The organism is Coleofasciculus sp. (assembly GCF_046565525.1).
In the GTDB taxonomy this organism is placed as follows: domain Bacteria; phylum Cyanobacteriota; class Cyanobacteriia; order Cyanobacteriales; family Coleofasciculaceae; genus Coleofasciculus.
The window spans coordinates 1-21,337 of sequence record NZ_JBKHUP010000054.1 but is presented as its reverse complement, the minus strand read 5'-3'; the positions used below and the strand labels follow the sequence as shown (position 1 = coordinate 21,337).

Annotated in this window: 19 protein-coding genes and 1 pseudogene; 9 read left to right on the top strand and 11 right to left on the bottom strand. The window is 46.7% G+C overall.

All coding sequences use genetic code 11. From position 1 onward, the window contains the following. Positions 1 to 145: 145 nt before the first annotated feature. Together ACLGGO_RS19530 and ACLGGO_RS19525 are read left to right on the top strand one after the other, a co-directional pair. Complete coding sequence (locus ACLGGO_RS19530; protein WP_446420558.1) at positions 146 to 2,683, top strand: CHAT domain-containing protein; 2,538 nt, start codon at positions 146 to 148, stop codon at positions 2,681 to 2,683. Between the two features lie 55 nt (positions 2,684 to 2,738). After that, positions 2,739 to 3,326 (top strand): Uma2 family endonuclease, encoded by a 588-nt coding sequence (locus ACLGGO_RS19525; protein WP_446420557.1) that lies wholly within the window; start codon positions 2,739 to 2,741, stop codon positions 3,324 to 3,326. Positions 3,327 to 3,478: 152 nt separating this feature from the next. On the opposite strand, the gene ACLGGO_RS19520 is transcribed toward ACLGGO_RS19525, so the two are convergent. Next, complete coding sequence (locus ACLGGO_RS19520; RefSeq protein ID WP_446420556.1) at positions 3,479 to 4,402, bottom strand: S1 family peptidase; 924 nt, start codon at positions 4,400 to 4,402, stop codon at positions 3,479 to 3,481. A gap of 381 nt (positions 4,403 to 4,783) precedes the next feature. On the opposite strand from ACLGGO_RS19520, the gene ACLGGO_RS19515 reads away from it, so the two are divergent. From ACLGGO_RS19515 to ACLGGO_RS19505, 3 genes are all read left to right on the top strand, one after another. Continuing rightward, positions 4,784 to 5,467, top strand: coding sequence for an SDR family oxidoreductase (locus ACLGGO_RS19515; RefSeq protein ID WP_446335753.1), 684 nt, complete (start codon positions 4,784 to 4,786; stop codon positions 5,465 to 5,467). Between the two features lie 299 nt (positions 5,468 to 5,766). Beyond that, positions 5,767 to 6,075: a hypothetical protein gene (locus tag ACLGGO_RS19510; RefSeq protein WP_446335749.1), complete on the top strand. Its 309-nt coding sequence runs from the start codon at positions 5,767 to 5,769 to the stop codon at positions 6,073 to 6,075. A 223-nt stretch (positions 6,076 to 6,298) separates the two neighbouring features. Next, positions 6,299 to 7,264 (top strand): aldo/keto reductase, encoded by a 966-nt coding sequence (locus ACLGGO_RS19505; RefSeq protein WP_446420555.1) that lies wholly within the window; start codon positions 6,299 to 6,301, stop codon positions 7,262 to 7,264. A 613-nt stretch (positions 7,265 to 7,877) separates the two neighbouring features. Here the strand turns inward: ACLGGO_RS19505 and ACLGGO_RS19500 are convergent. From ACLGGO_RS19500 to hslO, 3 genes are all read right to left on the bottom strand, one after another. Further along, the gene (locus ACLGGO_RS19500; RefSeq protein ID WP_446420577.1) at positions 7,878 to 8,201 is read right to left on the bottom strand and encodes a DUF5674 family protein; all 324 of its coding nucleotides are present in this window, start codon (positions 8,199 to 8,201) and stop codon (positions 7,878 to 7,880) included. 53 nt (positions 8,202 to 8,254) lie between these two features. Continuing rightward, the gene (locus tag ACLGGO_RS19495; protein ID WP_446335743.1) at positions 8,255 to 10,312 is read right to left on the bottom strand and encodes a chromosome segregation ATPase; all 2,058 of its coding nucleotides are present in this window, start codon (positions 10,310 to 10,312) and stop codon (positions 8,255 to 8,257) included. Positions 10,313 to 10,598: 286 nt separating this feature from the next. After that, entirely contained in the window at positions 10,599 to 11,498 is a 900-nt protein-coding gene (gene hslO, locus ACLGGO_RS19490; protein ID WP_446420554.1) for an Hsp33 family molecular chaperone HslO, read from the bottom strand. Positions 11,499 to 11,730: 232 nt separating this feature from the next. Here hslO and ACLGGO_RS19485 point away from each other — a divergent pair, with 232 nt between their 5' ends. Further along, a complete protein-coding gene (locus ACLGGO_RS19485; RefSeq protein ID WP_446357614.1) occupies positions 11,731 to 12,120 on the top strand; it encodes a hypothetical protein in 390 nt (129 codons plus the stop codon). A 145-nt stretch (positions 12,121 to 12,265) separates the two neighbouring features. On the opposite strand, the gene ACLGGO_RS19480 is transcribed toward ACLGGO_RS19485, so the two are convergent. Beyond that, positions 12,266 to 12,976 carry a DUF1997 domain-containing protein gene (locus ACLGGO_RS19480; RefSeq protein ID WP_446335741.1) on the bottom strand — a complete coding sequence of 237 codons (711 nt, stop codon included), beginning with the start codon at positions 12,974 to 12,976 and terminating at the stop codon, positions 12,266 to 12,268. A 240-nt stretch (positions 12,977 to 13,216) separates the two neighbouring features. On the opposite strand from ACLGGO_RS19480, the gene ACLGGO_RS19475 reads away from it, so the two are divergent. The 3 genes from ACLGGO_RS19475 (at position 13,217) to ACLGGO_RS19465 (ending at position 15,078) form a co-directional block, all read left to right on the top strand. After that, positions 13,217 to 13,876, top strand: coding sequence for an SDR family oxidoreductase (locus ACLGGO_RS19475; RefSeq protein ID WP_446420553.1), 660 nt, complete (start codon positions 13,217 to 13,219; stop codon positions 13,874 to 13,876). A 67-nt stretch (positions 13,877 to 13,943) separates the two neighbouring features. Beyond that, complete coding sequence (locus tag ACLGGO_RS19470) at positions 13,944 to 14,579, top strand: glycoside hydrolase family 24 protein (protein WP_446335739.1); 636 nt, start codon at positions 13,944 to 13,946, stop codon at positions 14,577 to 14,579. 193 nt (positions 14,580 to 14,772) lie between these two features. Continuing rightward, positions 14,773 to 15,078: an acylphosphatase gene (locus ACLGGO_RS19465; protein ID WP_446420552.1), complete on the top strand. Its 306-nt coding sequence runs from the start codon at positions 14,773 to 14,775 to the stop codon at positions 15,076 to 15,078. A gap of 78 nt (positions 15,079 to 15,156) precedes the next feature. Here ACLGGO_RS19465 and ACLGGO_RS19460 read toward each other — a convergent pair whose 3' ends face one another. The 6 genes and pseudogenes from ACLGGO_RS19460 to ACLGGO_RS19435 form a co-directional block, all read right to left on the bottom strand. Continuing rightward, positions 15,157 to 15,726 carry a Uma2 family endonuclease gene (locus ACLGGO_RS19460; RefSeq protein ID WP_446420551.1) on the bottom strand — a complete coding sequence of 190 codons (570 nt, stop codon included), beginning with the start codon at positions 15,724 to 15,726 and terminating at the stop codon, positions 15,157 to 15,159. 106 nt (positions 15,727 to 15,832) lie between these two features. Next, positions 15,833 to 16,498, bottom strand: coding sequence for a Uma2 family endonuclease (locus ACLGGO_RS19455; protein WP_446420550.1), 666 nt, complete (start codon positions 16,496 to 16,498; stop codon positions 15,833 to 15,835). 329 nt (positions 16,499 to 16,827) lie between these two features. Next, positions 16,828 to 17,961: a hypothetical protein gene (locus ACLGGO_RS19450; protein WP_446420549.1), complete on the bottom strand. Its 1,134-nt coding sequence runs from the start codon at positions 17,959 to 17,961 to the stop codon at positions 16,828 to 16,830. A gap of 22 nt (positions 17,962 to 17,983) precedes the next feature. Beyond that, positions 17,984 to 19,264, bottom strand: coding sequence for an aminotransferase class I/II-fold pyridoxal phosphate-dependent enzyme (locus tag ACLGGO_RS19445; RefSeq protein WP_446335734.1), 1,281 nt, complete (start codon positions 19,262 to 19,264; stop codon positions 17,984 to 17,986). A 374-nt stretch (positions 19,265 to 19,638) separates the two neighbouring features. Further along, positions 19,639 to 19,914 (bottom strand): annotated as a pseudogene (locus ACLGGO_RS19440) (RRXRR domain-containing protein); the annotation flags it as partial. A 233-nt stretch (positions 19,915 to 20,147) separates the two neighbouring features. Then, a complete protein-coding gene (locus ACLGGO_RS19435) occupies positions 20,148 to 21,185 on the bottom strand; it encodes an aromatic ring-hydroxylating dioxygenase subunit alpha (protein ID WP_446420548.1) in 1,038 nt (345 codons plus the stop codon). Between the last annotated feature and the right edge of the window lie 152 nt (positions 21,186 to 21,337).

Here is a 21,337-nt window from a genome sequence, read left to right as displayed (position 1 = left end):
CTCCATCAGGTCAAAATGTCTTATTGAATACCCGTGACTCGCCCTTATGTGCCTAAACTCTCTATGGAAACTTTCACAGAATTAAATCAATCTATATCTAAAGACACTATGAATGCGATAAACCTTGAAAACCCAGTAAAAACCCTTGACATTCAGCAAACTTGACCAGGCAATAGCAGTGGCACAGGAATTCCATCTCTCTGTGACCCCTTTGGGGGACGACCAGCAGCATCTAGTGCGGATTGAACGAGTCGCACCCGGGGTGCCTTTGGCAGAAGAACAAGTCCGTTGGCCCATGGATGAGTGGTTAGCGCAAGCTAAACAACTGATGAATGATCCCCTCCTCGGCTTGTTACAAGGGGGGTCTGGCGGTATGGATGAGCTGTTTTTTTTGCCTAACTCAGATCAGCAAGTGCGTCAATCCTGTAAAAACCTGGTGGCGCTGGGTCAGGAACTTTATAATGCTTTATTTCAAGGGAGCTTGCGTGATAGCTGGATGATGGCACAAGCGATCGCGCAAAATCAACGCACCGTCTTGCGACTGCGCCTGGGACTCAAAGGGAATCGCTTACCCCGCTTACCCTGGGAAGTCCTCCATGCCGGCGATCGCCCTTTGGCAACGGGGACAGATGTCGCCTTCTCCCGTTATCAACTTAGCGCCGGGTTGATGCGACCGATTCATTCCCTTCCCCCTCAACCCAATCCTGTCCTGAAAATTCTCATGGTAATTGCCGGACCAAGTGACCAAGAGAGTTTAGAACTGGCACAGGAAGCCGCACACTTACAAGAAGAACTCAAAAGCCGTTCTCGCCAAGAACCCCCAGCGATTCAACTCACCATTCTCGAACAACCGGGACGAGAACAACTCACCCAAGCCTTAGAACAAGGTCAATATCAAGTCTTCCATTATGCGGGTCACAGTAGTCTGGGGGATTCTGGCGGTGATGTTTATTTGGTCAGTAATAAAACGGGGTTAACGGAAACCTTGAACGGCAATGACTTAGCCGGATTGCTGGCAAATAACGGGGTGCAATTGGCAGTGTTTAACTCCTGTCGTGGCGCCTATACAGCCACATCAAACCCCCTAAACAATGGCAAAGAGCGCAATTTAGCCGAAGCCTTGGTCAAGCGAGGTATTCCCGGTGTCCTGGCAATGGCAGAACGAATTCCTGATGAAGTGGCACTTACCCTGACTCGCCTACTTTATCGGAATCTCAATCAAGGCTATCCCATCGATCTGAGTCTGAGTCGGGCGCGACAGGGGCTAATTTCTGCCTATGGTTCCAACCAATTATATTGGGCGCTGCCCGTGCTTTATCTGCATCCCGAATTTGATGGATTCCTAACTAATGTGGACGATGACTATCACAATCGGGAAGAACGATTACAGTTACCGGAACCACCAGACATGCCTTTAGTCTCTGACGAAAGTGACGCCGAACTATTCACACGACCTATGTTAAACAGAACGTTAGAGAATGAGGATGAATTCCTGCTAGAGGATAAATCTCCCCTAGCTGAGTATGAGTATACATCGAGCCAAAATTTGTTGGATGAGACTCCCTCAGACGATGATGGGGATGATCCATCTAGCTTTATTAAGAGTTTACTCGAACAACTCGATAGTGACCCAGAGATCGAGGAACCCAAGTTACCTCCCTTAGACGCAAAGCATCCACCTACAACGACGCCAGGGAAAGCAAATCAGGACGTATTAATCCCGCCGCCTCAACAACCCACGGTTTTCTCAGAAGCGCCAGTACCGACACCTCCCCCAAAAACAGCTACGTCATCATCTCAAGAGACGGTTAAACCTAAACCCCAGCCAGCGCAACCGAATCAAAAGGGGTGGCGTTCCTGGCGGGTTGCACCTAAATTGGGGATTGGATTAGGCGTCGGTGCTGTCGCGATCGCACTTTTGAGTTTCGCCTTGCTTTGGAACCGTCAGCCGCAACCGGGTGGGTTAATTACATCGCTTGAGTCTCCTGTGCCGAGTGTACCCCAACCCTCAGACTTAGATAGGAGCAACTTAGCGCAAGCCGACACGAGTCGCGTTACAGCTTTAGCGATCGCACAATTAGGTCAAGGGAAGATCGAAGCCGGAACGGAAGCTGTGGAAGCTTTGCTGAATCGAGGTGCATTGTCTCAAGCTGATGCTGCACTAGGGGCTGTTTCTCCCTCCCAATTGGATAATCCAACCATCAGTTTCTTGAGAGGACGTCTGGCTTGGCAGTCGCTTCAAACTGGGGATACAAACTATAATATCAGCGATGTGCGACGGTATTGGGAAACAGCAGTTAAAGCCCAACCTGACTCGGCTAAATATAATAATGCCCTTGGCTTTGCTTACTACGCAGAAGGAGATTTCGAGCGAGCTAACAATGCCTGGTTAGATGCTCTCACCTTAATCGAACAAGAGGAAATCGATGCAGATGTGGCGGGAAACGAGGCGAAGAAAGAAGCGCTAACGGCTTATGCTGGACTGGCTTTAGGATTCTGGAAATCTGCTCAACAACAGCCCGCCGAAAACCGCACCAATCTTTTAAATGAATCGTCGAAACTGCGGCAAAAAGTTCTCCAAGATGACCCCGTAAATTTTCAACCCGACGCCCTGAGCCAGAACTGGCTTTGGTCCGAGCAGGCGATTCAAGATTGGCGATCGCTTTTAGGAGAAACGCCATAAAATCGGCATGGGTGGGTTTCAAAAATTCGATAAAATATGCTGTTGTAATACCTGTATGAATATAGCAACGATTACTCTGCCTTCTCGGATAAAATTGAGTATCGATTTAACCGATGATCAGTTCTTTGAGCTGTGTCAGAGAAACCGAGATTACCGATTTGAGCGGACAACATCAGGGGAATTACTAATCATGTCACCAACGGGTAGTGAAACGGGAAATCGCAATATTGAACTCGCCTATCAACTCCAAGCTTGGAGCCGCCAGAATAATTTAGGGATTGCCTTTGATTCCTCCACTGGCTTCAAACTTCCCAATCGTGCCGAGCGTTCCCCCGATGTCTCTTGGATACGCCGGGAACGATGGGAAGCGTTAACTCCGACACAACGAAAGAAGTTTGCCCCGATTTGTCCAGATTTTGTCGTAGAATTGCGTTCGGAAACCGATTCCCTGAAAGAACTACAAGAAAAAATGAGAGAATATAGGGATAACGAGGCAAAATTGGGATGGTTAATTGACCGGAAAAATAAGCGAGTTGAGATTTATCGTCCAGGAGAGGATGTAGAAATTCTCAACTCTCCGGCTACTTTGTCAGGAGAAAATGTGTTACCGGAATTTGTGTTGAATTTAAAGGGTATTCTGTAGGTGATTGTTGCCAGTGATCAATCAATTTACTCGGGAGCATCCCATTTTAGAAACACCATCCCAAAAAGCCACAATATTTCAAATCTGACAAAAAGATAATGATAGAGGAGCAATCATCTCTTGTTGTGTGATCGCTCCCCATGACCAAAGACTCAGAACTTCAAAATGTTGCGAACTCTATTAATCGTGTCTACCGTGCGACCCACCGTATCCAATACACTATTAATGTTATCAATAGTGTCGCGGGGGTCAGGTTCAGCACTTGCCACATAAGGTGCGCCTAATTCCGGTGCTGGTGAATTATCGACTTGTAACCCCAAATACAGTCCAGCTTGGGGCGCTCCCTGCAAAAATGAATTAATCGGAATTGCATAGTTAAAACCCGGTTTAATCAAACCCGCGATGCTACTTGCCGCTTCCTGACTGATTCCTTCTCGCATTAGACGCCTTGGATCTTCCGTATCCCCCAACCCATGAATACCAACCACACGCCCGCCTGGATCTAAAACAGGTCCACCACTCATTCCACCTAGAGTAGTATTGGTATAAATCATCTTGTATCCGTGCAAAGATTGAGTCAGAAACCCAGATACTCGCCCATCGGTAAACTGACGCACCAGTTGCCCACCTGCGGCATTACCGACAGCGGTTAAACGTGGCCATCCAGAGACAAAAACAGGTTTGCCTTCTTTTACGGTGTCCGAATTCGCTAACTTGGCAACCTGATAACTTTGATCGCTAGTAAACTCAACCACAGCTAGATCAACCCCAGGCAAAGGTTTAACCTTGCTGTAATCCACTTGATAGGCTTGTTGATCCGCCGTCACAATTTTGTAGTCATCCTCAGACGAAACAACATGGTGAGCGGTAAGGACATAATAAGTACTGCCACTTTGGGAAACAATTACCCCTGATCCGTGTCCACGATTCCCTTTGATTAAAACGGTAACCTCACGAGCAATGTCATTTACTTGTTCCCCCGTTAAAGCCATTGCCGCTGAGGGTAAGGTAATGACAATGGCACTTGCAATCGCACTTCCGGCTAGTATTGCTGAAACGTTGTGATTAAACTTCATTCTTTAACCTCCAAAATTATCGTTCTATCGAATATGAGCGTTTTCATTTGAGATGTAAAGAAGCAACCCTTGCCCAGTAAGGCTTTCAGTACTTTGGCTGTACACGAATCATCTGTAAACACTATATGATCGTTAACGATGAACAAAGCCAATCATTAAATGGTACAATACTTAGGTAATGTTAGCTCAACTCTAATCCGTAAGTATCGGAGAGGCACTTACACTTACAATCCTTACCACTAGGAGAGGTAACGACGAATTGTCTCGACGCTGTCCTAGTAGTAAACCCCGCCCCTGCTTCCAAAAAAACGTGTGCGCGATCGCATCTTCCCATATCGCCTTAATCTATTAGAGGAAAGGTATCAAGGGAAAATAGTAACCATGACAAAAGTGATTGTGATTACAGGTGTCAGCCGGGGTTTAGGTCGAGCAATGACTGAGGGATTTATCGCTCAAGGACATACAGTTTTGGGTTGCGCTCGAAACGAGGCAGCAATTAAGGATCTCAATCAAGCCTTTGGTCCTCCCCATAATTTTACCGTGGTCGATGTTGCCGATGAAGATCAGGTCATGGCTTGGGCAAAACTCCTCCTCAATGAGTTCACTCCACCGGATCTGCTGATTAATAATGCGGCAATTATTAATGATTTGGCGCCTTTTTGGGAGATTCCCAGCGAGGATTTTTCCCGTCTGATTGATGTCAATATCAAGGGAGTCGCCAATGTAATTCGCCATTTTATCCCAGCAATGATTGACAGGGGAAGCGGTATAATTGTCAATTTGAGTTCGGGTTGGGGACGCTCAACCTCTCCTCAAGTCTCATCCTATTGTGCCTCTAAATGGGCAATTGAAGGCATGACGCGATCGCTAGCTCAAGAATTGCCCAAAGGAATGGCGGCAATTCCCCTGAGTCCCGGCATGATCCATACTGATATGCTGGAAGTTTGCTATGGCGAAGAGGCGGCGTCTTATACGGCTATCCAAGATTGGGTGAAACAAGCAATTCCCTTCCTGCTGCAATTGACTCCTGCTGATAATGGTCAACCCTTGAGTGTCCCTGTATGATATAATGATGGGTTCGACTCTGTGTTTGGGTGAGACCACAATTATCTCGCTTAAGCTGAAAAACAACAGGCAGCCCACAAAAGCGGGAGCTATATAAAGTTTAACAAATAAAGGCTTGGGAAACCTCGCCCAAATCAGCTAAAATCGACTAATCATGTCAAAAATCTGATAGTACGACGAAAGCAAAAAGGCGAGATTGCCTTTCCTTAAGCTATGGGGAAATTACCGTTCAAAGAAAAACCCTGGACTCTAAACCAGGGTTTAGTGAAGCATCAAGAATCAGGGAGGATTGAAAAGTAGTGGACAACGTTTATAAACGCCACTCTTATAAGGCAAACTTTGATCAAGCCGAACGTTACCATACCCATTGGGATGAATATTTAATTATTCCAATATGGGAACGGAAAACAGGGCGTTGGACAGTAACGTGGCTAGAATCAGAACAGTTGCTTGAACCGACAATTATTGATCCCTTTGGCGGTTTTGATTTCCCCACAGCTCAAGCCGCGATATCGGCGGCAAAATCTCTCATTGATCATTGTTCAGATGTGGCGGCTCGGAATGCCATGGAAGATAGGCTGATAGAAATCTTAGAAGGGAAGGGATAAGCTTACTTTTCACAGCATATAGCCCAATCAAGGGAGGTGTTCCCTGCCTATGAGTTCCCGAAAACTAGGGTTTTCAGTAACCTACTGCCTAGAGGTTCAAGGTAATTGTACCTGGGATAGACGCCAAGACTCTGCCAAAACTTAGAAGATTTGGTGGGATTAGCTTATCGGTTAATCCCTGGGCTAATTACAGTTAAAATTGTCTACATCAAAGGAATTTGTTATGGAAACGCGACCTTTAGGCACTTCCGATATCAAAATCACACCGATTATAATGGGCACCTGGCAGGCGGGTAAGAGTGCCTGGGTGGGGATTGAAGACGCTGAAACGATTAAAGCCATCCGAGCCGCTTTTGATGCGGGTATCACGACGGTGGATACCGCAGAAATCTATGGTAATGGGCATTCCGAGCAGATTGTTGCCCAGGCATTATCAGATGTGCGCGATCAGGTGGTTTATGCGTCCAAAGTATGGGTAGGGAATCTGAAACATGATAAAGTTATCGAAGCCTGCGATCGCTCTCTGAAAAATCTCCAGACGGACTATATTGACCTGTATCAAATTCATTGGTCCCCTGGGGCTTTTAATACTGAGGTGGTGCCGATTGAGGAGCCAATGAGCGCCTTGAACAAACTTAAGGAACAAGGCAAAATTCGGGCAATTGGTGTCTCTAATTTCTCCCGTACACAGTTAGAAGAAGCGGCTCAGTATGGGAAGATTGACAGTTTACAGCCCCCCTACTCCTTGTTTTGGCGGAAAGTTGAGCAAGATGCTCAACCCTACTGCATTGAGAATAATATATCAATCCTGGCATATTCATCCCTTGCTCAAGGATTGCTCACGGGTAAATTTAAACCCGATCATCAATTCCCAGAAGGCGATAATCGTGCCAACAATCGTCTTTTTCAAGGGGAAAACTATAAACGAGCGCAGCAAGCTTTAGATAAACTGCGCCCCATTGCTGAACGCCATGATTGCAGTCTTGCCCAATTATCCCTCGCCTGGTTAATTGCCCAACCGCAAACGAATGCGATCGCGGGGGCGCGTCATGAAGGACAATCCTCTAGTAATGCTAAGGCTGCTGAGGTAAAGCTATCCCCAGAGGAAGTGCAAGAAATTGACGCGATCGGGCGTATTGTTACTGATCCCCTGGACGATAATCCTGTGATGTGGGATTGGAATTCATAATAGATAAATAAGCAAGTTCTCGATTAAGAGAAGTAAGCCCAGATACCCGCCAGGAGTTCAAACTCCGGGCTAATAGCTTAAGTCCATTAAAATGGACTAAAACTCTGATCCAATCCTATGCCAGACGAGCTTGTTAAAAGATATAATTGCTGTGTGTTATTGGGATTCATTTGCCGGGGATGAGTTTTGTCGTTAGACTAGGGTGTAGAACCTTAAAACCTGCATTATTTATAGTGAAGACCAGTGCCCAAGACTGCCTATTCTCAGCGATTCAAACGGGAGTTACACCCTGAGCAGTTGTTATAACTGCTTGGATATGACTTGAAATCTGATCCTGACCTCAAGAATTTATCAGGAGAACTGCGTGATGAAATTCATCGCGATTTGCTGTGTCCGGAATGCGGTGTAAGTGGTGGCGTGATAGTGTCGCGCTCAAAGTCTACGAAGAGCAACAAAGCGCTGAGACAGCCTCACTTTCGCTTTTTGGCGGGCGACAATACTAGTGCCCATCATCCACTATGTGACCACTACGACGATTCCAGTATCAAGAGTAAAAAAGAACAATTAATCGACTTCGGCAATGATAGATCGTTTGAAACCAGGATAATCAGATTCAACCTTGATGAGGACTAGCCACAGGTTCCGACAAAAGCCCTGACATCTCCAACACGCGCTCCATCCAAACCCTTGCTTGTTCAGCAACATTGATGCGTTTTGCATCATCTGCCCAAATCTTTGACCAATGGAATTGCCACCGAGCGAGTTGAACTTGCAACTCAACCAACTCAGCTGCATGATCCATTCCAGCATCCATAGCTGTCCACTCAATAAAGTTTACCTGCTCACTCCCGTCTTCGAGTAGCACTGTTTCACAATCAGCGTGGAACTCTCCACCACCAGCGAGAATTCCACGCTGAATATCTACTGCTAGCTTAATGGTGTGGCAAGACTAAATTTTCAGGCTTTCTTGCGCCTAGAATCCTCAACCGCTTAATTATCATCCAGAGGCAATTCATGTTCGGGTGGTTCTAGTGAAAGTGGAGCATCTGTACTCGGAGGAACCACGACAAGGGGAGGGGGTGGTTCTAAAATCTTTTGCCATCCTTGAATTTGCACTTGAGCCGCATTATAGGCTTCGGTTCCCGAAGGAATCATTTTAGCCAGTCGAATCGCTTCAGTTAAGCTAAAAGCGGCTCGATCTTGAGCTAAAGCCAACAGTTGATAACTCCAGCGATTAACCGCCGAGACAGCATCACCTCTAACCTTGGCTGAACTGGGAACTTGTCTGGCTAAGCGAATTGCCTCTGCAACGGCTTCAGGAGTGCCGGGAGTGGCAGCTTGATAGGCTTGTTGCAAGCGCTGTTGTCCCAAAACTTCTGTTTTCCAGCCCTTAATTAGGCTTTGTGCTTCCCCATAGAGTACCCGTCCCGATTTAATTTGTTCAGCCGCTGCGATCGCGGCGGGAAGATTGCCGGAGTTGGCAAGGGTGCGAGCATTATCAAGATAGGGTTGGTCTTGCAAACGTTGAACTGTGCGCGTCCAGTCATTAATCTTACTTTGCGCCTCTGGGTAAAGAGTGCGATTGGGAGCAATGCGACGGGCTTCTTGGATTGCTTCTTGTAACGATTCTGCCCCGCCAAAGCTGGCAAGTTGGGTGGCGCGGTCAAGATAGGGCTGATCTTCGATGGTTTGAATGCGACGAGTCCATTGGCTAATCTCAGCCCTCGCTTCCTGGTAGCGGGGATTGCGGCTGGGAATCAGTTGAGCTTCTGCGATCGCAATCTGTAAATCGCTAATTAGCCCAGAACTGGCAAACGCCCTTGCCCGTTCCAGTCGAGCCACATCCTCAATTTCCCGTTGCCATCGATCAATTAATTCTTGACCTTTATCATACAGAGGACGATCAGTACCCAGTTTCTGAACTGAGGCGATCGCGATTTCTAAATCCCCAACGCTTCCCGATTCAGCACTGGATAGGGCATTGGCTAAGTCAATCAAATCTGCCTTGACGTCTGGTAATTTTACACTAGCGGGCAACTTATTGGCAATCTCTAACACCCCTTGCCAATTCCGCTGTTCTAAGCGACTTGTAGCCAGTTTGAGTAACTTATTTCCAGACTCAGCAATCAAATCTTGAGCCTCTTTGTAGGCAAAACTCTTGGGTGTGATTTTCTCAGCGGCTTCAATCGCCTTTAAAATATCATCGACTCGACCCGTTTTACTCAACCGATAGGCTTCATCCAACTTCTGACTATCGTCTCGTCCGATTTGAATCAAATCCACGAGTTGGTTGTATTTAACGGCTGCCCAATACTGATTATCTATCGTTGTCAGCTTAACCGCTTCTCGAAACGCTAATGTCCAATTCGACTGTCTGAGTTGTTCCTCGGCTTGTTCATAAATCCCTGAAGCCTTTTGCCACAGAGTTTGCCACGCCTCAATTTGTTCTTTGACCAATTTGAACGCGGGAACATCTCTCGGAATCCGGTTCGCAATCTCAATCGCTTCCTCTAGCTGACCGGCTTGAAACTTTTCTTCTCCAATCGCTAAAATCTCCACTGACCACTCTTCGATATGGCGGTTAATTTCCGGGCGCAAGGGGTGGTCTTTAGGTAAAGCGTCTATGAGCGCGATCGCTTCTAACAAATCTTTGGTGGTGCGTTTATTTGCCGCAAGCTGAGCGCAATAGAGACGCACTGATGCCGAAGCTGTGGGCCAAAAAATCGATGGACAATTTGGCAAAGCAGGTAGCTTCAGCAAAAGGGCAACGGCGGAAAATCCTATCCCACCCGAAACCAGAATAATCACCGCCACCCAAAATGCCCAGCCGCCGAACGTAAAGCGTCGTCTTGGTTCTTTGGGCTGTTTGGGAGAGGGTGGGGCTGGCTTCGTCGCCACCTTTTGGGGAGTGGTTTGACGATAAGACGCTGAATGTCCGACCTGATGAGGATTGACAGCACTCCTCTGGTGTTGCAAATCTTGACTCCAACTGGGTTGGGCAGACCAGGTAGCATGCCAATGATCGGGCACTTCTCGTTTTCTACTCATAACTCACTCCACCACTCGCTACGCCTAATGCTGTGGGTTTTATAGCACCCTCAGTTCTTGCCATCCTACTCTCGTTAGACAGAAAAATCCATACTCTTTTTGAGACTTTATCGGGAATGGGAGCAAGGGCAACCGCTGTTACGATGAGGAAGATTGGTCATAAGTTTGATGGCTAATGCCATACCTCCTTTAGAGAAAACTATCAAAATTGGGGTTCAGATATAGACAGACTAGAGGTGGTCAACTCTCACCTTTCCCATTCCCAATTCCCCTAACCCAATCTCGATTAAACGGACTCAGCCCTTAAATCATCAATCAGTCGAGCCAGTTCATCTCCACTCGCTTGGTAAACTTCTCCACAGAAATGGCAAGTCGCTTCAGCGCCTTCGTCTTTTTCAATCATATCCCGAAGTTCGGCTTCACCTAGCATCTTCAGCGCTCCCAACACCCGATCAAACGAGCAACCGCAGTCAAAACGTACCATTTGGATTTCTGGCAGAATGACCAAGCCCAAATCACCCAAAATCTGTTCAAAGATAGCCGGTAACGTTTTACCTTCCTGCAACAGGGGTGTGAATCCGGATAGTTTAGCAATGCGAGATTCCAAAATTTGCACCAAGGACTCGTCTCTAGCCGCTTTGGGTAAGATTTGGATTAATAGCCCTCCAGCGGCTGTTACACCTTCAGCACCGACAAATACACCCACCATCAGTGCTGATGGGGTTTGTTCGGACTTAAGCAGGTAATGAGCAATGTCGTCACCAATTTCTCCCGAAACCAGTTCTACGGTACTGGAGTAGGGATAGCCATACCCCACATCCCGGATTACATAGAGAAAACCGTCATGCCCAACTGCACCGCCAACATCGAGTTTGCCAGATTCGTTGGGCGGTAGTTCAATGGCAGGGTTATCCACATATCCTCTAACCGTACCATCTAATCCTGCATCGACCAAAATCCCGCCCAAAGGACCCTTTCCCTTCACCCGAATATTTACTCTTGACCCTTCACGCTTCATACTAGATGCCAACAATAAGCCGGATGACATGGTGCGCCCTAGGGCAGCCGTGGCGACATAAGAGAGCTGATGGCGCTGGCGGGCTTCTTCGGTGAGGCGTGTGGTAATCACACCGACGGCACGAATACCTCCTTCTGCTGCTGTGGCGCGAATTAACTGATCAGCCATGGAAAAACCTTACACTTCTTAACATACTCCTTTTTTATTTTAGCCAGACCGTGAGAAGCCTTACGTCTCTACCCGAAGGACTTTTTGCTAGAAAAATCTCTAGGTTTTGTGCGTTTATCCTAGAGACGTTCCGCCGGAACTAAATTCTTCTGTGTCCTAACCGATGTCAGAGGTTGCTATAGTTAAGGTTTACACTCAACAGCAACAGACCTATCGTTTTTGGACAAAGATTATGTTGGGAACCTTTCAACAAAGTCACCTCCGCATTGAACTCGAAGCCCCCCATAATGTGATCCGAGACAGTCTGCTGCATTCACAGAAACTGCGCCAGTGGTTGCCGACTCAGCGCCTTTCCCCCGGACTACCGGAACAACTCCATCCAGGATTAACCTTCACCAGTTGGATTGGTCCAGTTTCCATCCAACATCAGGTGGAGGTGGCTGAGTCTAACGGGTTGCGACTGCTATTGAGCCAGGGAATCGATGGCTATCACGAATGGTGCTGGGGTGAAGGATGGGTACAGTCTCGTTTAGAAGGTGTGTCTCTGTTGCCGTTAAATCTCGCTCAAACCCTGAATTTGCTGCGACTACGGGAATTTATCGCCGCCGAGCAAGGACGATAGGAGCAGGGGAAGCAGGGGGAGCAGGGGGAGCAGGGGGAGCAGGGGGAGCAGGGGGAGCAGGGGAAGCAGGGGGAGGGAATTACCAATGAACCATGAACAATCAACAAATGACATCCCCACCGCTAGCTTGAGTTTTTCTCCCGACTCAACGTCGCTTTAATTTTTTGGGGATCACGATATTCATCCGATTGTGAAAGTCTTCCTGTACCTTGTGACTCAAGCGGCGAGACACTTGTCGGACGATTTGCCCCAATAGGCGATCGCCTGTACTCTGGATCAAGGATTGGGGTAATTTTTGGATAAACTTGGGAAACCGCACACCGACAGTTAAATCAAGGTCCCACTCGATACGGGTAATGGTGGGGGGAAGTTCTATCCCTTCAAGCTGTTGCTCAGAAAAATACTCGTGAGTTGGAATCGACACAAACCCTTGAGTTGCCTGAAAGTCAACCTCATAGCCGGGAGGATTGTAACCGGGAACGGGGATCGTCTGAATTTTATAGATCCCATCCCGGCGCGGGAGTAGTTCTAGTCCAATTTTTGGCTCAACTTCGTAGCCGAATGACCCAAAGCGCCCTATCGCTAAAGCATAACCATTGGCTCCAATTGGTTCAGCCTTCATCGGCTGAGCGCAGTGACGAAACCACTCCTGGTGAGTATCCAGATAAGCCGTTACTTGTTCCGGTTCGGCATACATCTCTACACCATTTTGGAAGTGACCGTAAAACTGAGTCAACTCAGGCGCTAATTGGCATGATTGGGACTCGTCCCTCTCATCCTCGGTAAAAGTGGATTGGGTATCTAGATGCACTGGCTCGATTGCGATGGGTTGCTGGTTAAGGAATTGGGACTGCATAATTGCTCCACGGTGTCAGTTAGGGTTGGTGCCTATTGCTAGGATGCCCACTGGCGATTGTTCATTCTCTCTTTCATCTTCACGAATTTACGGTATAAATCTGCACATCTGGCAAAACTTCATTGATAATTTATAGAATTGAAAAGAGAATGTTAAGGAATCGAATCAAAAAATACAGGCTCTTTACAGCATAACTTGTGTATCTTGCCGTCAACTCTCACTGTTGAAGGAAATTTCTAGATGAAAGCATTGGTCGCCGGAGCGACAGGTCAAACAGGACGCCGAATCGTCAACGAACTGGTCAAACGCAATATCCCCGTCCGTGCTTTGGTGCGGAACTTGGAGAAAGGGCAGGAAATTTTACCCCCTGAAGCTGAGTTAGTCGTTGGGGATGTATTGAAGCCTGAGAGTCTCAGCGCTGCTGTGGGAGATAGCACTGTCGTTTTTTGTGCGACAGGTGCTACACCCAGCTTCAACCCCCTAGAACCCTACCAAGTAGACTATGAGGGGACGAAGAACCTGATCGATGTTGCCAAAGCCAAGGGCATTGAGCATTTTGTCATGGTTTCCTCACTTTGTGTCTCCCAACTGTTACATCCCCTAAATCTGTTTTGGCTGATTTTGGTGTGGAAAAAGCAGGCTGAGGAGTACCTCCAGAAAAGTGGATTGACCTATACCATTGTGCGACCAGGGGGGCTGAAAAATGAAGATACTCCTGATCCTGTGGTCATGTCATCAGCGGATACACTATTTGATGGGAGTATCCCGCGCACGAAAGTGGCACAGGTTTGTGTCGAGGCGCTATTTCAAGCCGAGGCGCGTAATAAGATTGTAGAAGTAATTGCCCGTCCACAAGCGAGCGATCGCACTTGGCAAGAACTATTTGCTAATGTTGCCTAATCCAACTGTAGAGACGTTCCCGGGAACGTCTCTACAGTCTATGGGAGCGAATTTTAAGCCTTATGTTATGAAACGTCTAATTCAGTGGATTAATATCCTAATTTTGATGATCCTATTCCTAGAACTGCGTGAAGGATATCAACAAGGGGAATGGAGTTTTCACAATCCCAGAGGAGACAAGGGGACTCAGCCGTTAGTTATGCGAGGCGGTGATCCTTATATTCGGGCGCTGATGCGAACAATTTCGGCAAGTGAGGCAAATGTTTCTCAACCTTATTCGGTACTGTATGGAGGGGAGCATGTTTGGGATTTGAGTGATCATCCCAATCGCTGTGTGCCGATTGTGGCAGGTCCCAATGTGGGCAATTGTACCACCGCCGCCGGACGGTATCAGTTTATTAACACGACTTGGTATGACAAAGCCAAACGCTATCACCCTCAGCATTGGCAATTTTTGTGGTGGAGTAACTATAGCTTTGAGCCACAATATCAGGATGCAGTCGTTTATGCTTGGCTGAGTGATCCGCAAGCGTGGGGAATGGATATTTCCCAACAATTGCGCCAAGGTCAAGTGGATCAAGTCTTGCGGCGGTTATCGGGAACTTGGACGAGTTTAGGTTATGGTATAGAAACGAATTCAATGACTCGATATTTACCGGGGATTTATCAGCGGATTCTTCAGGAAGAACTACAACAAAGCTGAAGCAAAGTCAACAATAAGGTTAGATTTATAAATCATAAGTCAAGTGCTAGAGCGGGTTTAGCCCGGTCAATTTAACCGAAAACTGCTAAACAAACTGCTCTTATTTAGAGTATAATAACCTCCTAAATAGTTTTTATTTTATTGAAGCATTCTGCCCTATCTCTAGTAAGTATTCAATCGAACTTGATATAAAATGCAGAATCAATCACAGGAACAAATCCGCGCCCGCGTTTTCATTTCTGGAAAAGTTCAAGGCGTTGGCTATCGTCTTTCAACAGTCAATGAAGCTCGTCGATGGGGTATAAATGGTTGGGTGCGAAATTTGCTCGATGGTCGAGTGGAAGCGGTGTTTGAAGGGAATAAATCAGGAGTTGAGGAAATGATTAATTGGTGCCATCGGGGTCCTGCTGCTGCTGTGGTGAAAGATGTGGCGGTGGAGTATGAGGAACCGGAAGGGTTAAATCATTTTGGATATAGAAACAGCTATCCGGCTCAATAAAACGAGTTAAATCGTCGCGCTTCAAGCTCAATGCACCAAGACTTCTAAGAGGGATTTTCGCGATCGCACACCTGTGATTTACACACGCTGTCCCAGTTTCAGCCAGGAGAATACCTGTTCAACGGTTAGCTGTAGACTTAGGAAATCTGGCACAGGTAGTCTATCCTCTGGGTGTCGCATAATTTCTGGTAATTGGTTGGGGTAAAAACAAATTACGGCTTTCTCATCGGGGTCAATCAACCACCCCAATCTGGTTTGATGTCTGAGACAGAATAAAATGTTATCTGTTACCCTGGTTTGTGACTGGTCTGGTGAGAGGATTTCAATTGTCCAATCTGGAGAACATTCAAATACGTTTGCCACTTCTCCATCAGCATCGAAGGGAATTCTCTCCCATTGAAATACCGCAACATCTGGCACAATAGAGCGTCCGCCAAACGTGCAGCGTAATTCGGGGAAAGCGTAAGCGATTTTTTCAGGAAATCCCACCTCGTTTACTGTGTTTGCGAGGCATATTTGGAGAGTGCTGTGTTTCCCTTGTGGCATGGGTTTTTGATAGATTTTACCGTCAATAAATTCGCTAGCAGGTTTGGTTTCGGGAAGTTTGAGAAAGTCAGCTAGAGTGAGTGGTTTAGTTGCTAGGGTCATAGTTACTTGTTTATACGTGGGTTGACGTGCACCCGTGACTCGCGCCCACCCCGACGTAGGTTTCTAGACTTCCGGTGAAAAACTAGGGGCGTTAGTGCTATTCCTCTTAATCCAAACTTTGATTTGCCAAAATTTCTTGAATTCGCTGGCGAAATAAACGCACGACTGCTCGTTGTCCCATTGTCTTACTCTGCTCAATTAATCCAGGAATTTCAGCAATGGGTAGAAATGAAAACGTCGGACTTTGCTGAGTTTTTTCGTATTGTCCCTCTATCAGTTGATAAACCTCAAGCCTATTCTGGTGATATCGCCAAATTTCTGGAACACCAAGCTCGGCATAGAGTTTAAATTTATTGATGGAAGAATTTTTATAATCGGACTCGACTACTAAGTCAGGCGGTGGGTCATCGGGTAGATTAATTTTGTCTTGACCTCTGACCCTACTTTCATTTTGAATGTAAAAACAGGTGTCAGGTTCAACAGCACGGGTTAAGTCTTCCCGTTCCAATGTTAAAGCACCAAGACTTCTCAACTCAATGCCGAGTTCGTCTACTATAACTTCAATAAAACTCTCTAGCAGTCGTTTAGGTTCTTCGTGTTTGGGTAGGGGCATCCTAATTTCTAATATTCCCTGGTCATAAGCTATCCTCCAAGCCCGATTATCTCCTACATCGTGCATTAAGGCTTGATAGGTTTGCCAACTAACCCCTCTGAGTGTAACGATTGGTTCAGCGCGAACTTGCGGTTGTTCTGTTGTTGATGTTGTTGTCACCGTCTAACCCACCATTATTAACTGTTTTAATTGTAGTGGCGTGATATACCTCATTTGATAGATTAACCTTGTAGGGGCACCATCCTTGCGCCCAGAAAATCGGCAAGGCTGGGTATCATGCCAGTAGTTCTATCCTACAGCGAAAGGAATAATGATGGCACAGACGTTCCGCCGGAACGTCTCTACTAAATAATCATCATTTTAATAGTCACAGGACTTACGCAGCTACACCATCTATAGCGGCAATGGTGCGTTACGCAAGCGCTTTCACACCCTACCAATAGAGGCTGTGCGTAAGTCCTAAGTCAAAAAAATTAGGCTGATACTGACTACAGCATTTTTTCATAAATTCGATACGTCTTATAAATTGTCCCCCCCGATGCTTCAATCAACTTACGAGACGGAAAATTATCTTCCCATACCCAACCTAGTTCTGCTCGCTTATAGGGCTTGCCTTTCTTAATTCCCCCTTGCATTCCCAAATAAATTAACGCCAGAGGCACCATTTTACGGCGATATTCTGGCAATGATGCAATCGCAATTACCCGTCCTTGGTCAATCTGGCGACGATACCAAAGAAACTTAAGAATTCCTAGCCAGTTTAGTTTCCCCTTAACGTGTTTTAGGGGAATATTATAGTCCGGTAATCCCATAAAAAAGCCGATCATTTCACCCTTGTCTTCGGCTATGGGAAAAACATCTGGATCAACTAAACTCTGTAATGACTTCGCTTCTTCTAGAAATTCGGCTTCCGTTCTCGGCGCAGAACTCCAGTTGTTGGCAAAGGCACGGTTAAAAAGGTGATAAAGGCTGATACAATCTTGTTCAAATCCCTCGCCTTTGGTTCTAATCGGACGAAAGGTGATACCCGATTTACAAGCAATCTGATAGGCTTTCTTGAACTTATCCGATAAAGGCTTATCTAGGGGAAAATCATAAGAGTATGTATCCTTGGCTTTCTGCCAACCCTCTTTTTCCAGAAATTCGGGATAGTAGGGGGGATTATAGGGCATCATCACCATGGGCGGTGTATCAAAGCCATCGACCAAAAATAAACAATTATTGTGGGTTGACAAATCAATCGGTCCCCGCGCCACAGTCATCCCTTGTTCCCGCAGCCACTGACAAGCCGCATTTAGGAGAGATTGCGCGATCGCAAAATCTTTGACACACTCAAAAAACCCAACTAAACCAACCCTTTTGCCCTCTCGTTCAATTAAGCGTTGATTCACCGCCGCCACAATTCGCCCCACCGCTTGGGAAGGGTGGGACGAGTCCATGGCAATAAATTGCTGTAATTTTCCGTAGCTAAAAAAAGGATTATCGGGGGCAAACTGCTTCGCCACATCGCTACGCAGGGGTGGCACCCAATTAGGGTCATTCCCATAGACTCGTGCGGGTACATCCAGAAACAATTCCTGGTCTGCTGGAGTTGCTACAGCCCGAATTTTATCCTTTGTCATTTTTCATTTGTCCCAGGACAAGTTAGGCACTAATCATGGGTTTATATAATAAATCCCGTGTTGCCACCATCGCGGCGACTAATTTATCCATTTCCTCCTTGGTATGCAGGGCATTTGCCGTCATCCGGATGCGAGGTTTGGCAATAAACCAGATGGGTGACACCCAAATCCCATGGTTCTCTAACATGTAACGACCAAATAATTTTGGATTAATTTCTGAGGGTAAAATTACCGGGATAACATTAGTTTCACCAATGGCATCAAATCCCGCTTCAACTAAGCGCGATCGCAAGTAGCGAGTATTTGCCTGAAGCTTTTTCACCATATCGGGATGACGGCGCACCTGACGAACGCTCTCTAAAGCAGCGGCGGTTAGGGGTGGCGACAAGGAAACGGTGCCGATAGACGTGGGAGAAACATTTAACAGAGGAATCAATTCTGGCACATGGCTACTAATTGCCGCCCCCGCTGACGCGGCAAACTTGGAGAATGTAGTCATAATCAGCGGCACAACACCTTGCTCAATCGCGTATTGGGGTAGGATGCCAAAATGTTCGTAAACACCGCCACCCGTCGCCCCTATCGCCCCACTTGCATGTGCCTCATCCATAACCAAGACACTGCCTTCGTAATGTCGCAGCACCTCGATCATATCGGGGAGTGGGGCAATATCCCCATCCATCGAAAACACTGCATCAGAAATCACCATAATCCGATCATGGGGGCGAGCATAACGACGCAGTTTACGGGATAAGTCCTCTGTATCACAGTGGCGATAGGCTCTCACCCGCACACGCGGACTATGACCAAATAACTTTCCTGAACGAGTTCCCGCGTTGACGACTGCTGAGAGAATACAGCCATGGTTAAGGACATCGGTCAAAATCAGCGTCTCACGGGTATGCTGAAAACCAGCAACCGGGATAGCCAGATGGCAGAATGCATCCATCAAGGCTTGCATCGCCATCCAAGCATTTAAAAAGAGTTGGGTATGGGGCAGGTGCTTAAACTCAGAAATCTCTTGTTCGAGCTGTCGATGTAAATCAATGCGACCACTCAGGACTGAGGTTGAACTGTTGGACGTACCGTATTGAAAGATAGCATCAACCGCTGCTTGGCGAACCGCCTCGTTTTGAACCAAACCTAAGACATCATTCGTACAGAACGTCAGAACCGTCTGACACTTTCCTGTGGCAACTGATTCTATCTCGACTAAATTCCCTTGCTTTTGATGACAGACATATTCGTCGGGCGCTAATCCACTTTCGTACCACCGCTGAACGTACTCTTTGACAACTTCCACAACCTTACTCCTCTCACCTTTTCCTAGATAGACTACCGCTTCTAGATAAAAACGTGTGTTTTTCTCTTAAATTTAAGTGATTATCCCGACTGAATATCAAGCTCCATGTTGGCGGTTTTATAGAGTACACGGTAATCCTACATAATACATGGTGATTGGACTGAGCGGCTTATGACAGACAATAACGCTGGCACATTGGCGAACGCTGTTGTTGGTGCGTTTTTAATTTCTGCTCTAGCAGGGTAACATAAAATTCAACCCCCTGCTGGATTTGTTTTCATCTCCAGCTCTATGTCTAGGGTTTGGTTGCTAAAGCCCGTTCATCGTATACCTCGTGAGACTCCGGGTGAGCGCGAAGCAACTAGCTTAAACAACTCTTTGACCGTTTTAAACGGTAAGACTAGATGCCCCATCCAAAGGGTAAAGAAACCTGATTGAACCCCGATCCCTGAGTAGCGCTTGCCAGGATCTATACCCACGGCTATAGGTTGAGTATTCTCCTGTGTGTCAAAGGTTAGCTGGATGGCAAAGCATTCTAAGTGGTTGTGTACAACTTTCGCTTTACCGTCTCTCAGCCAACGCCTAGCACGGCTAGGTTTTGTGGGCATCAATGGCTTGCCCAATTTTGATAAAACTGGTACTCGTAACATGGGTGATAAACCTCACGAGTGAAAGTATTTAGTCCCTTCCCGCCATCTCGGTTAAGATGTCTTGGAAAGACGTAGCATGCTACGTCTCTACCAACAGCCTGACAAAAGGCTTTAGATTTGATCCGGACTAGGGAAGTATCCGGGTGTCTGTACCAAACAGAGACTCTATGCGGATATTCAACGGTTTAAATTGTCGTTTGTCCGACAATCCCTGACTTCAAGCGATAGCTAAGTCAGGGTTGTTGAAATTGACGCATAATCAGCCGCTGTATGGCAATGATCGCGGGATTGACTTCCACATAGCGACGCTGAGGATTTGCCAGATAGGTTCGCTGCTCACTTTCCATCATTTCGATATCTTGGTTGAGAAATCGCATAAATACAAACCGTTCCAGTACGGTAGACAAGATGGGATCAAAGAGCTGGCGGAACCATTGGGGTAGGGGAACCTTAAAAAAGAATAGAGCAAAGGAGCGACTTTCCGTAAGTCCTATAGGGAGGCGCATCAGGTAGAGGTTGGAGACGCCTTCTAGAGAACTGTAATAATGGGGATAGCGATACTGTACCGATATGGTGCGCCGAGTCACTTGATCCGCGCGATCGCTCAACCCTAACCATTGAGCCATACGCCCTTTATAGGAGACATCGTACTCCGCACAGACAGTATTTTCCGTTTCCTGCAAACGTTTAAGAACCGGATCAAACCATCCTTGAAGGTTTTGGTGCAAAAATCCATGAAAAACATCCATGGTATTTTCATTACAAATAGAAAAATGAGACTTCATCCTGGCACTCACGGGAACCATAAACCAATCCGGATGGTCAAATTCTGGCATATCTGGCGGTTGGCAGGTTGTTGCTAGGGCTGGATCTCCCGCAAAGATCCAAATTAGCTTGTATTTTTCCTGAATCGGGTAGGTACGGACTTGGGCGCAGGGCAGTTTCTGTTGTGGGGGAAAGTAGGGAATGCCTACACAATTGCCCGCACCATCAAACTGCCAGCCGTGATAAGGACAGGCTAAATACTCATCCTGAACAATGCCTTTGTGCAGTTCCACACCTTTATGAGGACAAGCATTTTCTAAAGCATGGAGTTGACCCTTGGGAGTCCGGTAAACGGCGATGGATTGTTGCCAAATCTTGACAGGGAAGATTTGACCGGGTTTGATTTGATTTGCCCAAGCCACTGGATACCAGTAGTTGGGGTTAATCCCTACTTCTCTAATCGCGTTTTGAACGTTTTGGCTGGTTAGGGTTGTCGCCAGTTCCATATCGGAGCCTCTGTTGTCGATTCATTTGACATATTTATCCTGTTATTTTTTGGCAGTCAATGCATAGGGGGAGAAGGGTTAGAAACTGTAACATAATCCCCGATCATACCTACTCATGTCTATTCAAAAATGAGTAGGTATTTTAGTCGGAA

What these genes read in the sequence shown, in the direction of transcription:
- ACLGGO_RS19525 (WP_446420557.1), top strand. Translation starts at nt 2,739, where the DNA reads ATGAATATAGCAACGATTACTCTGCCTTCTCGGATAAAATTGAGTATC.
- ACLGGO_RS19520 (WP_446420556.1), bottom strand. Translation starts at nt 4,402, where the DNA reads ATGAAGTTTAATCACAACGTTTCAGCAATACTAGCCGGAAGTGCGATT.
- ACLGGO_RS19515 (WP_446335753.1), top strand. Translation starts at nt 4,784, where the DNA reads ATGACAAAAGTGATTGTGATTACAGGTGTCAGCCGGGGTTTAGGTCGA.
- ACLGGO_RS19505 (WP_446420555.1), top strand. Translation starts at nt 6,299, where the DNA reads ATGGAAACGCGACCTTTAGGCACTTCCGATATCAAAATCACACCGATT.
- ACLGGO_RS19495 (WP_446335743.1), bottom strand. Translation starts at nt 10,312, where the DNA reads ATGAGTAGAAAACGAGAAGTGCCCGATCATTGGCATGCTACCTGGTCT.
- hslO (WP_446420554.1), bottom strand. Translation starts at nt 11,498, where the DNA reads ATGGCTGATCAGTTAATTCGCGCCACAGCAGCAGAAGGAGGTATTCGT.
- ACLGGO_RS19485 (WP_446357614.1), top strand. Translation starts at nt 11,731, where the DNA reads ATGTTGGGAACCTTTCAACAAAGTCACCTCCGCATTGAACTCGAAGCC.
- ACLGGO_RS19480 (WP_446335741.1), bottom strand. Translation starts at nt 12,976, where the DNA reads ATGCAGTCCCAATTCCTTAACCAGCAACCCATCGCAATCGAGCCAGTG.
- ACLGGO_RS19475 (WP_446420553.1), top strand. Translation starts at nt 13,217, where the DNA reads ATGAAAGCATTGGTCGCCGGAGCGACAGGTCAAACAGGACGCCGAATC.
- ACLGGO_RS19470 (WP_446335739.1), top strand. Translation starts at nt 13,944, where the DNA reads ATGAAACGTCTAATTCAGTGGATTAATATCCTAATTTTGATGATCCTA.
- ACLGGO_RS19465 (WP_446420552.1), top strand. Translation starts at nt 14,773, where the DNA reads ATGCAGAATCAATCACAGGAACAAATCCGCGCCCGCGTTTTCATTTCT.
- ACLGGO_RS19460 (WP_446420551.1), bottom strand. Translation starts at nt 15,726, where the DNA reads ATGACCCTAGCAACTAAACCACTCACTCTAGCTGACTTTCTCAAACTT.
- ACLGGO_RS19450 (WP_446420549.1), bottom strand. Translation starts at nt 17,961, where the DNA reads ATGACAAAGGATAAAATTCGGGCTGTAGCAACTCCAGCAGACCAGGAA.
- ACLGGO_RS19435 (WP_446420548.1), bottom strand. Translation starts at nt 21,185, where the DNA reads ATGGAACTGGCGACAACCCTAACCAGCCAAAACGTTCAAAACGCGATT.